The organism is Mailhella massiliensis (assembly GCF_900155525.1).
In the GTDB taxonomy this organism is placed as follows: domain Bacteria; phylum Desulfobacterota; class Desulfovibrionia; order Desulfovibrionales; family Desulfovibrionaceae; genus Mailhella; species Mailhella massiliensis.
In genome coordinates, this window is the sequence record NZ_LT706945.1 from 62291 (window position 1) to 79107 (window position 16817).

Sequence of the window (16817 nt, forward strand, 5' to 3'; positions counted from 1 at the left end):
CAATGGTAGACAAGGATTTGTTGTCCATCCAGGAAGCCCGTTCCCTGGTGCGCGCCGCCCGTGCCGCCCAGGTCGAGTTTTCGCAGCTGGGGCAGGAACGCATCGACGCGGTGGTCAAGGCCGTTTCCGAAGCCACGGCCGCCCAGGCCGAGGCGCTGGCTGTCATGGCCAACGAAGAGACCGGCTACGGCAAGCCCCAGGACAAGAAGATCAAGAACCTGCTTGCCAGCGAGAAGGTCTACGCCTGCATCAAGGATATGAAGACGGTGGGCATACTCCGCGAGGACAAGGTCAACAAGATCGTGGAAATCGCGGTTCCCGTCGGCGTGATCGCGGGCATCATCCCTTCCACCAACCCCACCTCCACGGTCATCTACAAGTCTCTCATTTCGCTGAAGGCCGGCAACGCCATCGTGTTCACGCCGCACCCCGCCGCCAAGAAGTGCATCGGCCGCACCGTGCAGATCATCAAGGAAGCGCTGCATAATTGCGGCGTGAGCACCGACCTTGTGAGCTGCGTGAGCGTGCCCACCATGGAAGGCAGCGCCGAACTCATGAAGATCGCCGACCTCATTCTGGCCACCGGCGGCCCCGGCATGGTCAAGGCCGCCTACAGCTCCGGCACGCCCGCTCTGGGCGTGGGCGCCGGCAACGTGCCCGCCTTCATCGAGCGCAGCGCCGACATCAAGGACGCCGTGACCAAGATCATGACCAGCAAGACCTTCGACAACGGCACCATCTGCGCTTCGGAACAGTCCATCGTCACCGAAGCCGTCATCGCCGCCGACGTGAAGCGCGAACTCATCGCCCAGGGCGGCTTCTTCCTGGAAGGGGAGAACCTCACCAAGGTGAAGGCCGTCATGGAACGCGGCAACGGCTCCATGAACCCGGCCATCGTGGGCCGCGACGCCCAGACCATCGCGCGCATCGCCGGTATCGAAGTGCCCGCCGGAACCCGTCTGCTCATTTCCGACGAAGCGGGCGTGGGCCCCAAGTTCCCCTTCTCCAAGGAAAAGCTTACGGCCCTTCTGGGATTCTATGTGGTCAACGACTGGCATCAGGCCTGTGAACTGTGCCAGGCCCTGCTGCACAACTGCGGTATCGGTCACTCTCTGGCCATCCACTCCCGCAATGAAGAGGTCATCCGCGAGTTCGGTCTGAAGAAGCCCGTTTCCCGCATTCTGGTGAACACCCCCTCCACCCATGGCGGCGTGGGCATCACCACCGGTCTCTTCCCCTCCTTCACGCTGGGCTGCGGCGCGGTGGGCGGAAGCGCCACCTCCGACAACGTGACCCCCATGAACCTTCTGAACATCCGTCGCGTGGCCTATGACCTTGGCAATACCCCCTGCCAGAGCCATCATGAATGCTGCCACAGCGAAACCCCGTCCCACGCGGCTTCCTGCGGCGCGGGAGCCGGCATCGACATCAACGCCATCACCTCGCTGATAGTCGCGGAACTCAAGAAAGTAATGTAATCTGTGCCTGCGGCCGGAACACGGCCGGGCGTATCCCTTCTGAACCAGAGAAAAACCTTTCAAGGAGATTGACATGACTTCCACCAACGCTTTGGGCATGATCGAAACCAAGGGCCTCGTCGGCGCCGTTGAAGCGGCTGATGCCATGGTCAAGGCCGCCAATGTCACTCTTATCGGTCGCGTGCAGGTCGGCGGCGGTCTCGTCACCGTCATGGTGCGCGGCGACGTGGGCGCGGTGAAGGCCGCCACGGACGCCGGTTCCGCCGCCGCTCAGAAGGTCGGCGAACTCGTCAGCGTGCATGTCATCCCCCGTCCTCACTCCGAAGTGGAACTCATCCTTCCCCATAAGGAAGCGTAAGCGAAAGGGAGGGGCCGGAGGCCGCGCTTCCGGCCCTCCGCCGCATTCGCCGGTGAAGGCTGCTCCTGCGGGTGCTTCGATATTGCAGCGGAGAAAACATGAACGAACAAGCCATGAAAGACGTGCTGGCGCAGATTCTTTCCTGCGTGCTCAGCGAGGTGGCGGCCCAGTCGGGCCATTCCTGCTGTGCGTCGGAAAACGGGCCCATTCCCGTGGAGCTTTCCGCCCGTCACGTCCATCTGAGTGAAAAGGACGCCATTGCCCTGTTCGGCGCGCCGCTGACCCATGCCAGGGATCTTTCCCAGCCGGGACAGTTTCTGTGCAAGGAACGCGTGCGCCTGATCGGTCCCAAGGGCGTCATGGACAACGTCGCCATACTCGGTCCCTCCCGCGGCAAGTCGCAGGTGGAGATTTCCAAAACCGACGCGCGCGCCCTGGGCGTGGATGCTCCGGTCCGCCAGTCCGGCGACGTGGCCGGTTCTCCCGGCATCATTCTCGCCTCGGATCACGGCATCGTGGGGCTTGAGGAGGGCGTCATCGTGGCGTCCCGTCACATCCACATGTCTCCCGCCGACGCCGCCCGCTTCGGCGTGTCGGACAACGAGATGGTCAGCGTGCGCCTCAGCACGGAACGGCCCGTGGTGTTCGAAGACGTGCTCGTGCGCGTGAGCGACAAGTTCAATCTCGCCATGCACATCGACGCCGACGAAGGCAACGGTTCCGGCTGGAAGAAGGGCGTGGACGGCGTGATCGTCGGCAAGTCCGGGTGCCGTCATGGACATTGAGGCCGTCAACCGCCGTATAGGCGAGCTTGAGGCATGCATAGGCCATGCCGTAAAGCCTGAAAGCGGCGAACCTCTCTTTGTGGGCGTGGACCTCGGCACGGCCTATATCGTTGTGGTCGTGGTCGATGCCGGGGGCCGCCCCATGGGCTGCGCGCTGGAATTTGCCCAGGTGGTGCGCGACGGCCTGGTGGTGGATTACATCGGCGCAACGACCATCGTGCGCAGACTTGTCCGCCAGCTTGAGGAGAGCCTCGGCCGTGAACTCGAATGCGCGGCCATCGCCGTTCCTCCGGGGACGGGCGAACGTGAATGCGCCACGCACCGCCATGTGGTGGAAAGCGCAGGGCTCACCGTCACCTCCATTCTCGACGAGCCCACAGCGGCCAACGCCGTGCTCGGCGTGGAGAACGGGGCCATCGTGGACATCGGCGGCGGTACCACCGGTCTTTCCCTGCTCAGGGACGGCAAGGTGGTCTATGTGGCCGACGAACCTACCGGGGGCACGCATCTTTCCCTGGTGCTGGCGGGCAACTACGGCGTAAGCTTCGAAGAGGCGGAAGAGATCAAGAAGGACCCCTCCCGCCAGAAGGAGATTCTGCCCGTGGTGAAGCCGGTGCTTGAAAAGATGGCCTCCATCATCAACAGACACATCGCCGGGCGCGACGTGTCGGAAGTGTATCTGGTAGGCGGTACCTGCTGTCTGAAGGATATGGAAAAGGTCATCGCCAGGGAAACGGGCAAGACCGTGTGCAAGCCCGCCAATCCCTTCCTGGTCACGCCTCTGGGCATTGCGCTCAACTGTGCGGCCGGAAAGGGCGGGGCATAGCGGAGAAACGGCATGATGGACATGGCGGAACTGGTTCGTACCATTGTTCAGGAAGTTCTGGAGCGCACCGAGGCGGCCAGGGCGAAGGCCTGCGTGAAGGTTCTCGCCCCCCGCGAAGAGGCTCTCGAGCGGCGCATGGCCGCGCTCATCTCTCCGTTCTACGCGGAGGGGGCGGACATGGTTTTTCAGGGCGAAGGAACCGGAGGGCGCACTCCCGTACGGTATATTCTGCCCGAGCTTTCCTGTTCCGACATGGCCGACCTTGCGGCGGGGAAGGCTTCCTCTCCCCTCATGGAGGAAGTGCTCGGCCTGCTTCTTTCCGGCATTGCGGTGGAGATTGCGGAGTTTTCCTACCGCGCCTTTGCCGAGACGGCTCCCGGCCCGCTGTACGAGCGATATGTCGCCTATGAGAAGGTGCTGGCCGGGTACGGACTCCGGGCCTTCCGACCCTGGGTGCCCGAAAAGGCCATGGTGCGGGAAAAGCTCATCACCGCCGCCATGGTGGAAAAGGCGGGAGTCGAGGGTCGGCGCGCCCTGGTCGTTCCCGCAGGAGCCAGCATCACGCCTCTAGCGGCGGAAAAGGCGGAAGAGCTGCACATAAGCATCGTGAAGGAAGGATAGGCGGGGCAGGATGATTATAGGCATTGTGATCGGCAACGTATGGGCCACCAAGAAGGAAGAGTCGCTCAACGGCTTCAAGCTCATGGTCGTGCAGCGCATCGATCCTGCGGACGGCGGCAGGCATGAAAGCCTTGTGGCCGCCGACTGCGTGGGCGCGGGCATAGGCGAACAGGTGCTTGTCGTGACCGGTTCCTCCGCGCGCATGGCCCTTGCATCGTCCGACATTCCCATGGATGCCGCCATAGTGGGCATTCTGGATGAAGTAGAGATCACAAAGGGTCTGTGAGGCTTGTATGGACAGTCTCGGGGTTGTGGAAGTTTCCAGCATCGCTTCCGGCGCGGAGCTTGCCGACTTCATGGTCAAGGCGGCCGACGTGGAGCTTCTGCGTGCGGGAACTCTCTGTTCCGGGCGTTTCCTCATCTACGTTGCGGGAGACCGTGAAGCAGTGGAAACCTCCGTGAACCTTGCCCGGGACTCGGAGCGGAAAATCGCCGGCTCTTTTGTGATTTCCCATATTTCTCCCCAGGTGACGGCCGCGCTGAAAAAAAGCGAGGCGGCGCTGCCCGGGGAAGCGCTGGGCGTGGTGGAAAGCCGTTTCGTGTCCCCGGCCATTCAGGCCGCCGACAGGGCGGTGAAGCGTTCCGAGGTCCGGCTGCTGAAATTCGTGTCCGGCCAGGGCATTGCCGGCAAGGCGTTCTTCGTGCTCGCGGGCGACGTGGCCGCCGTGCGCGAGTCCGTGGATGCAGCCCGCGAGGCCCTCGGGTCCAGACTTGTGGAAGCCGTGGTCATTCCCAGTCCCGCCGAGTCGCTGGCAAGGGCATTGACGGGCGCAGTGAGGTAAGCATGAAAAAAGAACTGATCAGTGTGGAGAATCTCGACGCTTTCATCTGTCGGCAGGACGGCAAGGTCTACGTCGGCAGCAACCGGATTCTGACTCCGGGCGCGAAGGATGAGCTCGCCCGCCGCAAGGTGAGCGTCGTGTACGGCGAGGAACCGGCTCCGGTGGAACAGCCGCAGGCTCCCTGCCGCGGCGGCTGCGGAGCGGGAAAGACCTTTTTCGTCGGTCCCGAGGAAGGGTGCGGCCTTTCTTCCGCGGGCAGTCTGGAGAGTCTGTCTCTGGCGGTGGCGCACATGCTGAGAACTCAGTACGGCGAAACCGACCCCGCGCGCATCCGCGCCATGACGGTGGAAGCGCTCAAGACCATCAAGGACAACATCTGAGTCACGCGGCGCGCCGCATGACATGACCAATCAGCCGTGCCCCTCGAAGGCACGCCACAGCTAAAACATAAGGAGATCATCCATGAAACTTGACGCACTCGGCATGATTGAAACGAGGGGCCTTGTCGGCGCCATTGAAGCCGCCGACGCCATGGTCAAGGCTGCCAACGTGACGCTTATCGGCCGTGAACAGGTGGGCGGCGGCCTTGTCACCGTGATGGTTCGCGGCGACGTGGGCGCGGTGAAGGCCGCTACCGACGCGGGCGCCGCCGCGGCTGAACGCGTGGGCGAACTGCGCAGCGTGCACGTCATTCCCCGCCCCCACAGCGAAGTGGAAATGATCCTGCCCCATCGTCCCGAAGAGGCCGAATAGTTTCTGTTCCCCTCATCCGGGAAGAGGCTTGTGCCCCTTCCCGGATGAGCGCGTCCGAAAGACGTTCCTGGGCTGAAGCATGTTTTCCGGGGAAAATCCCCGGACAGGCTCTGCCCGGACAAAGCGTTTCAGAGAAGAGCGCGTGCCGGAAACGCAGAGCGGCCGGATGCGCGAAGGACTCTGACCTATTTTGCGGAGAATCAGCGTGACCCAGTTCCACGGAAAGACAAAGATCTGTTACGGCAAGTATGCCCTTGATACCCTGGAGGAACTGCCCTGCACCCGCGCCTTCGTGGTGACGGACCCGTTCATGGTCAAGAGCGGTTTCGCCGACCAGATCACCAGCCATCTGGAACGGCGCGACATCCCGCACCGCATTTTTTCCAGCGTGGAGCCCGATCCTTCTCTGGAAACGGTGAAGCAGGGCACCGTTGAATTCGTGGCCAGTCGTGCCGACCTCATCGTGGCTCTCGGCGGCGGTTCCGCCATCGACACGGCAAAGGCCATCGCCTTTTTCGCCCGCAAGGCCGCGCCCGGCCTTGCCCATCCGCTTCTGGCCGCCATTCCCACCACGAGCGGCACGGGCTCCGAAGTCACGGCCATTTCCGTGGTCACGGACAAGCTGCACGGTGTGAAGATTCCGCTGAACGACGAGCTGCTCATTCCCGACGTGGCCATTCTCGACGCGCGCTTCACGCGTACCGTGCCCCCATCGGTCACGGCGGCCACGGGCATGGACGTGCTCACCCATGCCGTGGAGGCCTATACTTCGCGCGACAACAACGCCTTTACCGACATCCTTGCCGTACAGGCCATACGTTATGTATTCTCCTACCTGCTCAAGGCCTATCAGCAGATGGAGGACATGGAGGCAAGGGAAATGATGCTGCTCGGCTCCTGCATGGCGGGCATGGCCTTCAACAACAGCGGCCTCGGCATCACGCACAGCATGGCACATGCACTCGGCGGGCAGTTCCATATTCCCCACGGGCTGGCCAACGCCGTGCTTCTTCCCTACGCCATCCGCTTCAACAGTTTCGATGCGGGCGTCCGCTACCGGGAGCTTGCGCGCATCATCGGGCTTCCCCATTCCAATGTGGAAGAAGGGACCAACGGCCTGCTTACGGCCATACGCGGCCTGAATGAAGCCATGGGCATTCCGGCGCGCATACGCGAACTCAAGGTGGAGGAATCCGCCTTTGCCGCCGCGCTCGACAGCATGGCGGCCCATGCGCTGGAGGATATGTGCACGAAGAGCAATCCCCGGCGTCCTTCCGTGGCCGACATCAGGCAGCTCTTCGAGCAGGCCTGGTAAGACAGGATGTTCCCCGTGAGACGGGGAGAGAATATTTGGTGCCCGTGCTGTCCCTTGCCGGAACGATGCGCGGGAAAAAAGGCGCTTTTCATGTACTGCGCGCCGGGCACGGCCCGGGCGGCACGACCGGCGTCATGCCATGCCAGAGGACAGAAAAATGGGAAATCAGATTGTTGACAGAATACGGGAAGCCGGCGTCGTCGGCGCGGGCGGCGCAGGCCTGCCCACGCACGTCAAGGCCGACGCCACGGTGGACACGGTTCTTGTGAACGGGGCCTCCTGTGAGCCTTTGCTCATGAGCGATCCGCATCTCATGGAACATGAGGTGGATACCATGCTTCGCGGGCTTAAGGCCGTTATGGAATGCACCGGCGCGAAGAAAGGCATGGTCTGCCTGAAGGGCAAGCATGTCAAGGCCATGGCTTCGGTGCGCGAAGCCGTCGCCCGTGAGGGAAGCGGTACGCTGGAAGCCTTCGAGCTCGGGGATTTCTATCCTGCGGGCGACGAACAGGTGCTGGTGTATGAAGCTCTCGGACGCATCGTGCCCGAACGCGGTCTGCCTCTTCAGGTGGGCGCCGTGGTGAGCAACGTGGAAACGCTGTACAACGTGGCCCGCGCCATGGACGGCATCCCCGTGACGGAGCGTTACCTCACCGTGGCGGGCGAAGTGCGCCGTCCCATGGTGGTCAAGGCCCCCGTGGGAACTCCCGTGGCCGATGTCATCGCCTTTGCCGGCGGCGCGACCATCTCGGAATACCGCGTGGTGGACGGCGGTCCCATGATGGGCAAGGTGCTGCCCGATGTTTCCCGCGCCGTGGTCACCAAGACCACGAGCGGCCTTCTGGTGCTGCCCCCCGATCACAACGTGGTGGCCCGCAAGGTCATGGATCCCGCCCGCGTTCGTCAGATCACCAACACCATCTGCTGCCAGTGCTCCCGCTGTACGGATCTGTGCCCGCGGCACATGCTCGGCCATTCCCTGCATCCCAACAAGCTCATGCGCGTATTCGCCGGGCAGGATCTGGCGAGCGAAACGGCGAAGGAAGCGCTTCTGTGCTCCGAATGCGGCCTGTGCGAAAAGTTCGCCTGCCCCATGATGATTTCCCCGCGCGAAGTCAACGCGCAGATCAAGAAGGAACTGATGAAGGCGGGCGTGAAGTGGGCCTCCTCCGGCCGCGCGCTTGAACCGAACGCCTTCCGTGAAGAACGCCGCGTGCCCACCGCGCGGCTCATCCAGCGTCTGGATCTTGTGGAATACGATACGCATCCCGGCTATGCCGGAGAAATCGTCCCCTCCAGAGTGAGCATTCCGCTGCGCCAGCATATCGGCGCGCCCGCTGTGTGCCTCGTTTCCGAGGGTATGCGTGTGAAACGCGGCGATCTCATCGGGGAGATTCCTGAAAAAGCCATGGGCGCGAGGGTGCATGCCAGCATCGACGGCGTGGTGGAGTCCGTTGCGGACGGAATGATAACTATCAAGGCGTGAGGAACTTGTGATGAAATTACGCACTATCGGCTGCGTGGAACTGAACAGCATCAGCGCGGGTCTGCATGTCGCGGACGAAATGGTGAAGGCCGCCGAGGTACAGCTCGTCCTTTCCCGCCCCACCTGCCCGGGCCGTTATCTTGTCATCGTTACCGGCGATACCGGCGCGGTGAAGAGTTCCGTGGCCCACGGACGTGAAATCGGCGCAGACATGGTGGTGGACTGGTTCGTCATTCCCAGCGTTCATGAGGCCGTGATACCCGCCATGAACGGCACCGCCGTCTGCCCCCGCATCGATGCGCTGGGCTGCATTGAAACCTGCACCACGGCGGCCTGCGTGCTTGCCGCCGATGCCGCGGCCAAGGCGGGCCAGGTGCATCTTATCGAACTGCGTTTCGCCGCCGGTCTCGGCGGCAAGGCGTTCATCGTCATGACCGGGGAAGTCAGCTCCGTGCAGGCTTCCGTGGATGCGGGCGTGGCCGTTGTGGAAGGCGAAGGCTCCGGCCCCGTGCTCAGCCACATCGTCATTCCCTCGCCCAGCGAGGATCTCAAAAAGCATCTTCTCGGCTGATGTGATGCGGGGAGGCCCGGCCCTCCCCGCTCATGCCGGGATATATGAGGCGGTACCATGGGCAGAATCAGCGATGAACCGAAACAGCGAGTCATCCAGGAATACGTTCCGGGGAAGCAGATCACGCTCGCCCATGTGATCGCCAGCCCTCACCGGGGCATTTACCTCAAGCTGGGGCTGGACGACACCGTGAGCGATGCTCTCGGCATACTGACCATCACCCCGGCGGAAGGCGTCATCATTGCGGCGGACATCGCCACCAAGGCCGGTTCCGTGGACATAGGCTTTCTGGACCGTTTCGGCGGTTCCCTGCTTCTTGTGGGGGATGTGGCCAGCGTGGAATCGGCGCTGAAAAGCGTTATCGCCTACTTCGACGGCGTGCTGCATTACGCCTCCGTGGACATGACCCGGACCTGAGCGGGCCGGAGCGTGGACGGGCGAAGCTCCGGCATGAGGGGGCGCACCTTTCATGCGGGCGGTCCGCGGTTATGGCGGGCCGCTCAGAAAAGGGACAGAAGGGCGGAAAAGCGCGTACAACGCGCTTTTTTTGTTGCTGTCGCATCAGACCAGAACGGGAGCGGCCTGTATTCACCCTGAGGTCGTTTTTTACCGCGGCGTCCCTGCTCGCAGATAAAGCATGTACACTGGGACAAGAACGCGCCATAGGCCTGCCGAGGCTGCCGTGCGGCCCCGGCAAGGAATACAGGTGCGGTGCGCGTCATGCCTTTGCCGGTACATTGTCGATGAAAAAGAGTACGGGAATCTGCGGACACAAGGAAAATCATGCTGAAAACCATGTTCATAGGAGAGTGGCGTTCGGGCAAAAGCTCGCTCATACGCGCTCTTTCCGGGGCGGAATACGCGCCGCGCAAGGTGCTGGCCGTGGATTTTTTCCGTGAGTTCGTCAACACCCCCAGCGAATTTCTGGAAAACCGCCGTTTCTATCCTGCGCTCATCACCGCTTCGGCGGACTGCGACGTGCTCGTCTTCGTGCAGGACGCCACGCGTACCTTTTGTCAGATTCCTCCGGGCTTTGCCTCCATGTTCAACCGCCGCGTCATCGGCGTGATTACGAAAATCGACCTGCCGGAAGCGAATGTCGAACGCGCACGCCGTTTTCTGCGCAATGCGGGCGTGAGGGACATGTTCTGCGTCAGCGTGACGCTGGGCACGGGCATGGAGGCTCTTGCGGCCGTACTCGCCTGCTGAACGGAAAACTGCCGGGCGGCATCATGGTATGAAAAGGCCGCCGAGGGAAAGAGCAAAGGCGGAGGAAGTGTCCCGGGAAGGGGAGACAGGCTGTTTTGCCTGAGCGTCGGCAGGGGAGTCTGTGTTCGTCGATGCGTTTACAGGAAAGACCGTGCCGTCGCCGGAGTATCCGGCAACACGGAGAATATTTTTTTCGTGCTGCTTCGGCGGGAAAGGATAATGCCCGAACAGGCGGCAGCGGAACTGCATATTGAAAAGCGACGGGCAATCTGCTGGAATCTGAAAAGACAGCCTTCAAAAATGGAGCCGCTCCGACTGCATCGGGGCGGCTCTTCTGTTTTGGAAAAGGAAAAACATACATTTTTGCGTTGTGTCATTTTCTCCAGTCAATGGAACGCTGCGGAACAGGTATGCTCCGGGTCGGGTCTTTTGTTGAAAGAAGCGTAAGAAAAAGCATCAGTTCTTCAGTACCTGCCTGTTTCACGAAAAGTCGTCCGAAGGAAAAAAGTCCGTTTGCCTTATGCCGGGGAAAGGTATTTCGCCCTGCAGATGGTTTGAATGATGGGCTGAACATTTTTGTGATGTTAATATGACCTTCAGGATATGCTGTTTTTTTTTGAAGTATCGGTGTCTTTTCTGTAGTGCCGGAGGCAAAGTTTATGGACAAAATCCGCACGAACGCTCATTATCGGAAGCAAGAAACCGAATATCGGTATCCGGTATGTCCACGGCCGGAAGAGAAGAGGAGAAAGACGGCTGCCGTCAAGGTGCACCGATAAGCACGGTATGACCGGGGTCTCCGGCGTACGCGGGAGCGGATGTCGGAATCCGAGAGAACAACATGCGTTCCGCCCTGCGGAAAGGAGGATTTCAACAACGGGGTGTTTTCTGTAGAAAATCCGCTCCAGAGACATATGCCATTGCGTACGGTTCTGACCACATATGAATATCTATAAATTATATTCCTAATGCGGAGACGAAAGATCCTTGTTGAGAGTTTTTGGATGGCGGAACATGTCGGGATAGTCGTTGCCGGACTGAACTATGTTATTTCATGCTTCGACTGGAGTATGAAGAAGGTACGGGAATGTGTATGGCGAGTCAGCCGTCTTGGAAGTATTACAGTAAACTGAGTGAGATGTCCCGCCTTCGGGCCATTGCCGAGTCCCTGTTCAACAACCGCAATCATGGAAACGGCCTCCGTTATGTTTCTCCGGCGGAAGCCTACGAAATGTCCTGCCGGCTTCCCTGGGTGACGGTGACGGATCTGCCCATGGATGAAAGCACGGTCAGGCGTCTGGGGTTGCCTCCCGATGCCAGAGTGTTCAACGACAACTGCGGCAAAACCGTCGGGCGCAGCGCGGAGGCCCGTATTTTCTATAACCGTCTCGCTTCGGATGAAAAACTTGCCCTGGAGGAGATGCTCCGCGAAGCCGTGTATCAGATGCAGGAAGGAAACAGGCTGGTCTATGCGGAAGCCGTCATCGGTCTGGATGCCCATCTGATGCTCAAGGCGCGCATGATTGCACCGGAAAGCGATATTTCCAATATTTTTCACTGGTATGCCAATTTTACCCCTCTCGCATCCGTGCCGGAGTATGAGAAAAGCGCGGAACTGCCGGTTCAGGATATTCTTTTCGTTTCCTTCCCCGGCTGGAAGTCCGAGGAAAAGCGCTGGAGCAAGGGGTGTGTGGCCGTTGATGAAGAGCATATGACCATTTTCAATCTCGGGATGCGTTACTTCGGCGAGCGCAAGAAGGGAACCCTCACCATGGCATGGACCGCAGGTATGCGTATGGGCATGGTGGCCGCACATGCAGGCATCAAGGAAGTCGATTTTACGCAGGTGCCGGGGCTGGAGCAGCGCGGAAAGCAGATTATTGCATTTTATGGATTGTCCGGGTCTGGAAAGTCATCGCACATCAATACGATGGATAACGGCGGAACCCTCCCCCGGGAGGCCGTGTGCCGCATCGCCCATGATGACGCCTTTCAGATCGATTGCAGAAACCGGCGGAGCTATGTGTGGGAACCGGCTCTTTACGACAAAACGGACAGCCGGGACGAGAAGCATCAGGACTGGAAGTACTGCATCACCACTCAGAATATGCTGGTGATTGATTATAAGGGCAGGATCATTCCTGTGGGGCAGGATATACGCAACAATAACGGGCGCGCCCTGTTCAGTCGTGATCTGCTGGGGAAGACCACGGACAGAATCGGTTTTCCGAATGTCATAGGCTGGCTGATGAAGGATTCCACTCTGCCGCCTCTGGTACGTCTGACGTCTCCCGCTCTGGCCGTGGCCATGGGCGCCACGCTCATGACCAAGCGCAGCAGTGCGGAAAACGTCAGTGCGGAAGATATGGAGAAGCTGATTTTCGTGCCTTTTGCCAATCCGTTCAGAGTCTACCCGCTGGCGAAGGACTGTCTGGGCTATATCGAGATATTCCGTTCCGGGTGCGACTGCTATATATGGTCGGGCGGCGGGGGCGGCATGTGGAACGGCTCCGACAATACCCTGAAAACCGTGCCGCTGAATGTTTCCCTTACGCTTCAGACGGCCGTTCTTGAGGGGACGCTGGAGTGGGAAGACTGGGAGCTGGTGGAAGGGGCCCGCATTCCCACGCGTGCTTCCATAGAGAAGATTCTCCCCGGATATTACGACAGATACAATCCGCGTACGGTTCCGAATAAGGCGGATTTCATCAGTACGCTGAAAAAAAGGTTCCAGCAGCGGCGTAATTTCATCATGGACAGCGATATCCGGGAATACCCTGACCTTATGGAAGAACTTGTACAGTCCATGAAGGTGAACGCATAATTCTTTCTGAGCCGTTGCCGAAACAGCTCTGTGGGAAAAGGTCTGCCTTCCGCCTTGTCCGGGCGGAAGACGGACCTTTTTGAAGTTCGGGCAGGTAAATGTGCAGGAGAGAAAACGGAGGGCGGTGCGGTACATCGCTGCCCGGCGGATCGTTTATTTCCATGAACGGGGAAAACGATATGCGGAAACTCTGAGGATGCGGGATGCTGTACGGAAGAGCCTGCCCAGAGGGGAACGGCGTGCTGAAAAACATCTTTTCGGCCCAGCGGCCCCCGCGAAGCGCGGCATTTTGCGAGCTTGCTGAGTTTTCAAGGGATGTGTTCAGACAGGTCCGTTTTTTCTCCATACCCGTCACCGATTCAGTGGACAACGGCCTTGGCTGGGGCGTAATATCCATGTATTTCTGCAGGAGGCGATACTCCATGCTTAATCGCCGGTCATCAATGGGCATATACGGATCGACCTGTCAGAAACGGACCTTGAACGTCCTCAGCAGGACAGCTCTGCGCCTGAGGGGCGCAGAAGATGATTGCGCTTCAGCCGTATCTGTTTTTTGACAGCGTGCGGACACTCTTGAGTTGTCCTGCATCCTGCGGAACGGTGAGAGGAGACTGAGGGAGATCTGTTGTCTGGCCAACCTCGTACAGGGAGAACGACGACAGTTTTCCTTTCAGAGAGCGACATGATCGTAGGAGAAAATGCACATGGCGCGTCATAATGAAAATTATATAATTATTTGAAATAAAAAACTATTTTGTCTGACATGCGTTTTGATTTCAAGATGTTATCTTGTATCAAGATAAGTCATCAAAAATAGATGCCTGTTTAAAACTGTCCTCCTGTGCCCTCGCAGAAATCGAGGCTTTTATATCGCTTGCTGGTCATGCTGGAGAAGTCGAAAAGTTTTTTCTGATTCTGAATCGGTCCGTTTCATGTGACGCTGCCGTTTACCGAAAGCAGGAAATGAATTGCGTAACCTCATGTTATGTGTGTAATCTTCTTTAACTGAAGTTGAGTTTTTGCTGTCTGAAAAAGGGACATGAATATGTCCGTGATAAGAACATGTATGTTCTTATCACGGACATATTTTTTTCTTTTTTTTAAAACATGAATAAAAAATATAATTTATTTCACATAGTTACAAAAATAAATCGTTTTTGGCACGGTTTATGAAAAGAAGGAGGTAAAACGTGAACCTTTTTTTATGAGGAGTTCTCTTATGCTCGATATGGGTTGTTGTTGCTGTACTCCGCAGGAGCAATGGATAGAGGATGCCGCAAAGGGTAAGCCCAGTCCGTTCCGTGCCGAGCAGCCCCGCGTCATTGACATGCTTGAATCGTTTGACTGCACTCCCCCCGTCATCGACGTGGAACGCGCAAGGTATTTCACGGAATCCATGCGGGAAACCGAGGGACAGCATCTGACTCTTCGCTGGGCGAAGGCTCTGATGAATGTTGCCCGGAAGATGCCTGTCTACATTGAAGATACCCAGCTCATCGTGGGGCGTCTCGGTCGTGATCACTGCCGATACGGTATTCTGTACCCCGAACTCGACGGCGATTTTTACAAGAGCGTTCTGGACGATTTCGCCACCCGCGAAAATCCCCCCATCCGCGTCATGGATGAGGATATCAAGGTCATCGTCGATGAAATCGGCGCCTACTGGAACGGCAAGACCTATCATCACGAACTGTTCAAGAAGATGCCCGAACGCTGCAAGCACATGGCCTACGGCGATCAGGAAGGACTCCAGCCCCGTTATGTGGTGGCGGAATCTTCTTCGCTCCGTTCCAGCCTGCAGTGGGTACTGGACTTCGACAAGGTGCTGAAGCTCGGTTTCAAGGGGGTGAAGGAAAACGCCAGACGTCGCCTTGAGGCTTTGGATCAGAAGGATCCCTACAACATCGTGAACCGCATTCCCTTCCTGGAAGCGGTGATGCTGACCTGCGACGCCGTGGTGCTGTGGGCGCATCGTCATGCCGAACTGGCCCGCGAAAAGGCGGCTGTGGAAAAGGATCCCGTACGCCGTCAGGAACTTCTGGAAATTTCCGAACGTTGCGACTGGGTACCGGAAAATCCTGCCCGCACCTTCCATGAAGCCGTGCAGGCACACTGGTTCGCGCAGGCCTTCTCCCGCCTGGAACAGCGCACCGGCTGCATTATTTCCAACGGCCGCATGGACCAGCAGCTCATTTCGTACTATCGCCACGACATGGAATCCGGCATTCTGACGGAAAAGAAGGCCTTGGAAATCCTCGGCTGCATGTGGTGCCAGATGGCGCAGTTCATCGAACTGCCCCTTTCTCCCGGCGTTATGGACACCCAGGCCGGTTTTGCGCACTGGGAAGCCGTGACCATCGGCGGCCAGACTCCGGACGGACAGGATGCCACCAACGAGCTGACGTATCTTCTGCTGCGCTCCAAGCGCGAATTTCCCACCCATTATCCCGACCTGGCCGTGCGCGTGCATACCCGCTCGCCCAAGCGTTATCTCTGGGATATCGCGGAAACCATCAAGCAGGGGCAGGGCTATCCCAAGCTGGTCAACGACGAGGAGCTCATTCCCCGTATGCTGGCCAAGGGAGCTCCCGTCAGCGAAGTGTACGACTATGTGGTGAGCGGCTGCAACGAGACCCGTCTGATCAACCGCGAAAGCTACATGAGCCCCGGCACGCAGGTGAACCTCTGCGCAGCGCTGGAACTGACGTTGCGCAACGGTCGCCTGAAGAAGTTCGGCGACGAGCTGTTCACTTTCGAAACCGGCGATCCATGCACCTTCAAGACCTGGGAAGAGTTCTGGAATGCCTATGTGGCGCAGCAGAACAACCTTATCACCACGGCATTTGTACTGCAGGACACCATTCATCATACCCGCGCCAAGTACTTCGCCAGTCCTCTGGCCTCCGGTCTGCACAACCTGTGTGTGGAATCCTGCGTGGATCTGAACAGCGACCAGGCTCCCGAGGGCGCGCTGGATCTCGCTTTCTTCGACGCCATCGGCTTCGGCACTCTGGTGGACTCGCTTTCCGTCATCAAGAAGCTGGTCTATGAGGAAGGCGTCATCACCATGCAGGAACTTCTGGAAGCTCTGGATTGCAACTTTGAGGGCAAGGAAGCGCTTCAGGCCATGCTGCAGCGTGCGCCGCGTTTCGGCAACGGCGACGACTACGCGGATAATCTGTACAAGCAGGTGGAAAAAAGCGCCCTGGACTTCACTGGATACTACGCCAAGCAGTACGGCGTACAGCCCATTGAAATCCGTACCACTTCCGTAACGGCAAACGTGCCCCACGGCAAGTTCGTCAGCGCCATGCCCAACGGCCGCAAAGCCTGGACGCCGCTTTCCGACGGCAGCTCTCCCTCGCACGGTTCGGACGTGAACGGCCCGACGGCGGTACTCCTTTCCCAGTACAAGAGCACCAACTGGAATGCACCCAACCGCGCCTGCCGTCTGCTCAATATGAAGATCGCCCCCAAGACCGTGGAAGGCGACGAGGGCACGCAGAAGCTGGTCGACCTGTTCCGCAGCTTCATCGACCTGCGTGTCTGGCATCTGCAGATCAACGTCATCAACCGTGAGACCATGCTTGCCGCGCAGAAGGATCCGCACAAGTATCGCAACCTTGTAGTCCGTATCGCCGGCTACAGCGCCTACTTCGTGGACCTGAACACGGACCTGCAGAACGATCTCATCGACCGCACGGAACAGCAGTCGGTTTAACCTCATGCAGGGAACGGTCTTCCTGACC

The 16817-nt window shown here is 59.1% G+C and carries 18 protein-coding genes; 17 read left to right on the top strand and 1 reads right to left on the bottom strand.

What is annotated here, in order from left to right; translation table 11 throughout:
- Positions 1–2: 2 nt before the first annotated feature.
- The 16 genes from CZ345_RS04790 to CZ345_RS04865 all read left to right on the top strand — a co-directional run bounded on the left by CZ345_RS04790 (position 3) and on the right by CZ345_RS04865 (position 13068).
- Entirely contained in the window at positions 3–1478 is a 1476-nt protein-coding gene (locus tag CZ345_RS04790; RefSeq protein WP_077072055.1) for an acetaldehyde dehydrogenase (acetylating), read from the top strand.
- Between the two features lie 73 nt (positions 1479–1551).
- Positions 1552–1836, top strand: coding sequence for a BMC domain-containing protein (locus tag CZ345_RS04795; RefSeq protein WP_077072056.1), 285 nt, complete (start codon positions 1552–1554; stop codon positions 1834–1836).
- A 98-nt stretch (positions 1837–1934) separates the two neighbouring features.
- A complete protein-coding gene (locus CZ345_RS04800; protein ID WP_077072057.1) occupies positions 1935–2621 on the top strand; it encodes a phosphate propanoyltransferase in 687 nt (228 codons plus the stop codon).
- Positions 2611–3447 carry an ethanolamine utilization protein EutJ gene (gene eutJ / locus CZ345_RS04805; RefSeq protein WP_077072058.1) on the top strand — a complete coding sequence of 279 codons (837 nt, stop codon included), beginning with the start codon at positions 2611–2613 and terminating at the stop codon, positions 3445–3447. The genes CZ345_RS04800 and eutJ overlap by 11 nt, the downstream gene beginning before the upstream one ends.
- A 12-nt stretch (positions 3448–3459) precedes the next feature.
- Complete coding sequence (locus CZ345_RS04810; RefSeq protein ID WP_077072059.1) at positions 3460–4068, top strand: hypothetical protein; 609 nt, start codon at positions 3460–3462, stop codon at positions 4066–4068.
- Between the two features lie 10 nt (positions 4069–4078).
- A complete protein-coding gene (locus CZ345_RS04815; protein ID WP_077072060.1) occupies positions 4079–4354 on the top strand; it encodes a EutN/CcmL family microcompartment protein in 276 nt (91 codons plus the stop codon).
- Positions 4355–4361: 7 nt separating this feature from the next.
- Positions 4362–4910 (top strand): BMC domain-containing protein, encoded by a 549-nt coding sequence (locus CZ345_RS04820; RefSeq protein ID WP_077072061.1) that lies wholly within the window; start codon positions 4362–4364, stop codon positions 4908–4910.
- A gap of 2 nt (positions 4911–4912) precedes the next feature.
- On the top strand, positions 4913–5290 hold the full coding sequence (locus CZ345_RS04825) for a hypothetical protein (RefSeq protein WP_077072062.1): 378 nt from the start codon (positions 4913–4915) through the stop codon (positions 5288–5290).
- 82 nt (positions 5291–5372) lie between these two features.
- On the top strand, positions 5373–5663 hold the full coding sequence (gene eutM, locus CZ345_RS04830) for an ethanolamine utilization microcompartment protein EutM (RefSeq protein WP_077072063.1): 291 nt from the start codon (positions 5373–5375) through the stop codon (positions 5661–5663).
- Positions 5664–5868: 205 nt separating this feature from the next.
- On the top strand, positions 5869–6978 hold the full coding sequence (locus CZ345_RS04835; protein ID WP_077072064.1) for a 1-propanol dehydrogenase PduQ: 1110 nt from the start codon (positions 5869–5871) through the stop codon (positions 6976–6978).
- 157 nt (positions 6979–7135) lie between these two features.
- Positions 7136–8464 (top strand): SLBB domain-containing protein, encoded by a 1329-nt coding sequence (locus tag CZ345_RS04840; RefSeq protein ID WP_077072065.1) that lies wholly within the window; start codon positions 7136–7138, stop codon positions 8462–8464.
- Positions 8465–8474: 10 nt separating this feature from the next.
- The gene (locus tag CZ345_RS04845) at positions 8475–9035 is read left to right on the top strand and encodes a BMC domain-containing protein (protein ID WP_077072066.1); all 561 of its coding nucleotides are present in this window, start codon (positions 8475–8477) and stop codon (positions 9033–9035) included.
- Between the two features lie 57 nt (positions 9036–9092).
- A complete protein-coding gene (locus CZ345_RS04850; RefSeq protein ID WP_144277245.1) occupies positions 9093–9452 on the top strand; it encodes a BMC domain-containing protein in 360 nt (119 codons plus the stop codon).
- 366 nt (positions 9453–9818) lie between these two features.
- The gene (locus CZ345_RS04855; protein WP_077072067.1) at positions 9819–10244 is read left to right on the top strand and encodes a EutP/PduV family microcompartment system protein; all 426 of its coding nucleotides are present in this window, start codon (positions 9819–9821) and stop codon (positions 10242–10244) included.
- Positions 10245–10463: 219 nt separating this feature from the next.
- The gene (locus CZ345_RS16515) at positions 10464–10691 is read left to right on the top strand and encodes a hypothetical protein (protein WP_144277246.1); all 228 of its coding nucleotides are present in this window, start codon (positions 10464–10466) and stop codon (positions 10689–10691) included.
- A gap of 646 nt (positions 10692–11337) precedes the next feature.
- Entirely contained in the window at positions 11338–13068 is a 1731-nt protein-coding gene (locus tag CZ345_RS04865) for a phosphoenolpyruvate carboxykinase (ATP) (protein WP_077072069.1), read from the top strand.
- On the opposite strand, the gene CZ345_RS16520 is transcribed toward CZ345_RS04865, so the two are convergent.
- Positions 13028–13519 (bottom strand): hypothetical protein, encoded by a 492-nt coding sequence (locus tag CZ345_RS16520; protein WP_144277247.1) that lies wholly within the window; start codon positions 13517–13519, stop codon positions 13028–13030. The genes CZ345_RS04865 and CZ345_RS16520 overlap by 41 nt on opposite strands.
- Before the next feature lie 768 nt (positions 13520–14287).
- Here CZ345_RS16520 and hpsG point away from each other — a divergent pair.
- Entirely contained in the window at positions 14288–16789 is a 2502-nt protein-coding gene (gene hpsG / locus CZ345_RS04875; RefSeq protein ID WP_338039504.1) for a (2S)-3-sulfopropanediol dehydratase, read from the top strand.
- Positions 16790–16817 lie beyond the last annotated feature (28 nt).

Excerpts from the sequence above, each read along its gene's own strand:
- CZ345_RS04790 (WP_077072055.1), top strand. The coding sequence starts at position 3 with ATGGTAGACAAGGATTTGTTGTCCATCCAGGAAGCCCGTTCCCTGGTG.
- CZ345_RS04795 (WP_077072056.1), top strand. The coding sequence starts at position 1,552 with ATGACTTCCACCAACGCTTTGGGCATGATCGAAACCAAGGGCCTCGTC.
- CZ345_RS04800 (WP_077072057.1), top strand. The coding sequence starts at position 1,935 with ATGAACGAACAAGCCATGAAAGACGTGCTGGCGCAGATTCTTTCCTGC.
- eutJ (WP_077072058.1), top strand. The coding sequence starts at position 2,611 with ATGGACATTGAGGCCGTCAACCGCCGTATAGGCGAGCTTGAGGCATGC.
- CZ345_RS04810 (WP_077072059.1), top strand. The coding sequence starts at position 3,460 with ATGATGGACATGGCGGAACTGGTTCGTACCATTGTTCAGGAAGTTCTG.
- CZ345_RS04815 (WP_077072060.1), top strand. The coding sequence starts at position 4,079 with ATGATTATAGGCATTGTGATCGGCAACGTATGGGCCACCAAGAAGGAA.
- CZ345_RS04820 (WP_077072061.1), top strand. The coding sequence starts at position 4,362 with ATGGACAGTCTCGGGGTTGTGGAAGTTTCCAGCATCGCTTCCGGCGCG.
- CZ345_RS04825 (WP_077072062.1), top strand. The coding sequence starts at position 4,913 with ATGAAAAAAGAACTGATCAGTGTGGAGAATCTCGACGCTTTCATCTGT.
- eutM (WP_077072063.1), top strand. The coding sequence starts at position 5,373 with ATGAAACTTGACGCACTCGGCATGATTGAAACGAGGGGCCTTGTCGGC.
- CZ345_RS04840 (WP_077072065.1), top strand. The coding sequence starts at position 7,136 with ATGGGAAATCAGATTGTTGACAGAATACGGGAAGCCGGCGTCGTCGGC.
- CZ345_RS04845 (WP_077072066.1), top strand. The coding sequence starts at position 8,475 with ATGAAATTACGCACTATCGGCTGCGTGGAACTGAACAGCATCAGCGCG.
- CZ345_RS04850 (WP_144277245.1), top strand. The coding sequence starts at position 9,093 with ATGGGCAGAATCAGCGATGAACCGAAACAGCGAGTCATCCAGGAATAC.
- CZ345_RS04855 (WP_077072067.1), top strand. The coding sequence starts at position 9,819 with ATGCTGAAAACCATGTTCATAGGAGAGTGGCGTTCGGGCAAAAGCTCG.
- CZ345_RS16515 (WP_144277246.1), top strand. The coding sequence starts at position 10,464 with ATGCCCGAACAGGCGGCAGCGGAACTGCATATTGAAAAGCGACGGGCA.
- CZ345_RS04865 (WP_077072069.1), top strand. The coding sequence starts at position 11,338 with ATGGCGAGTCAGCCGTCTTGGAAGTATTACAGTAAACTGAGTGAGATG.
- CZ345_RS16520 (WP_144277247.1), bottom strand. The coding sequence starts at position 13,519 with ATGCCCATTGATGACCGGCGATTAAGCATGGAGTATCGCCTCCTGCAG.
- hpsG (WP_338039504.1), top strand. The coding sequence starts at position 14,288 with ATGCTCGATATGGGTTGTTGTTGCTGTACTCCGCAGGAGCAATGGATA.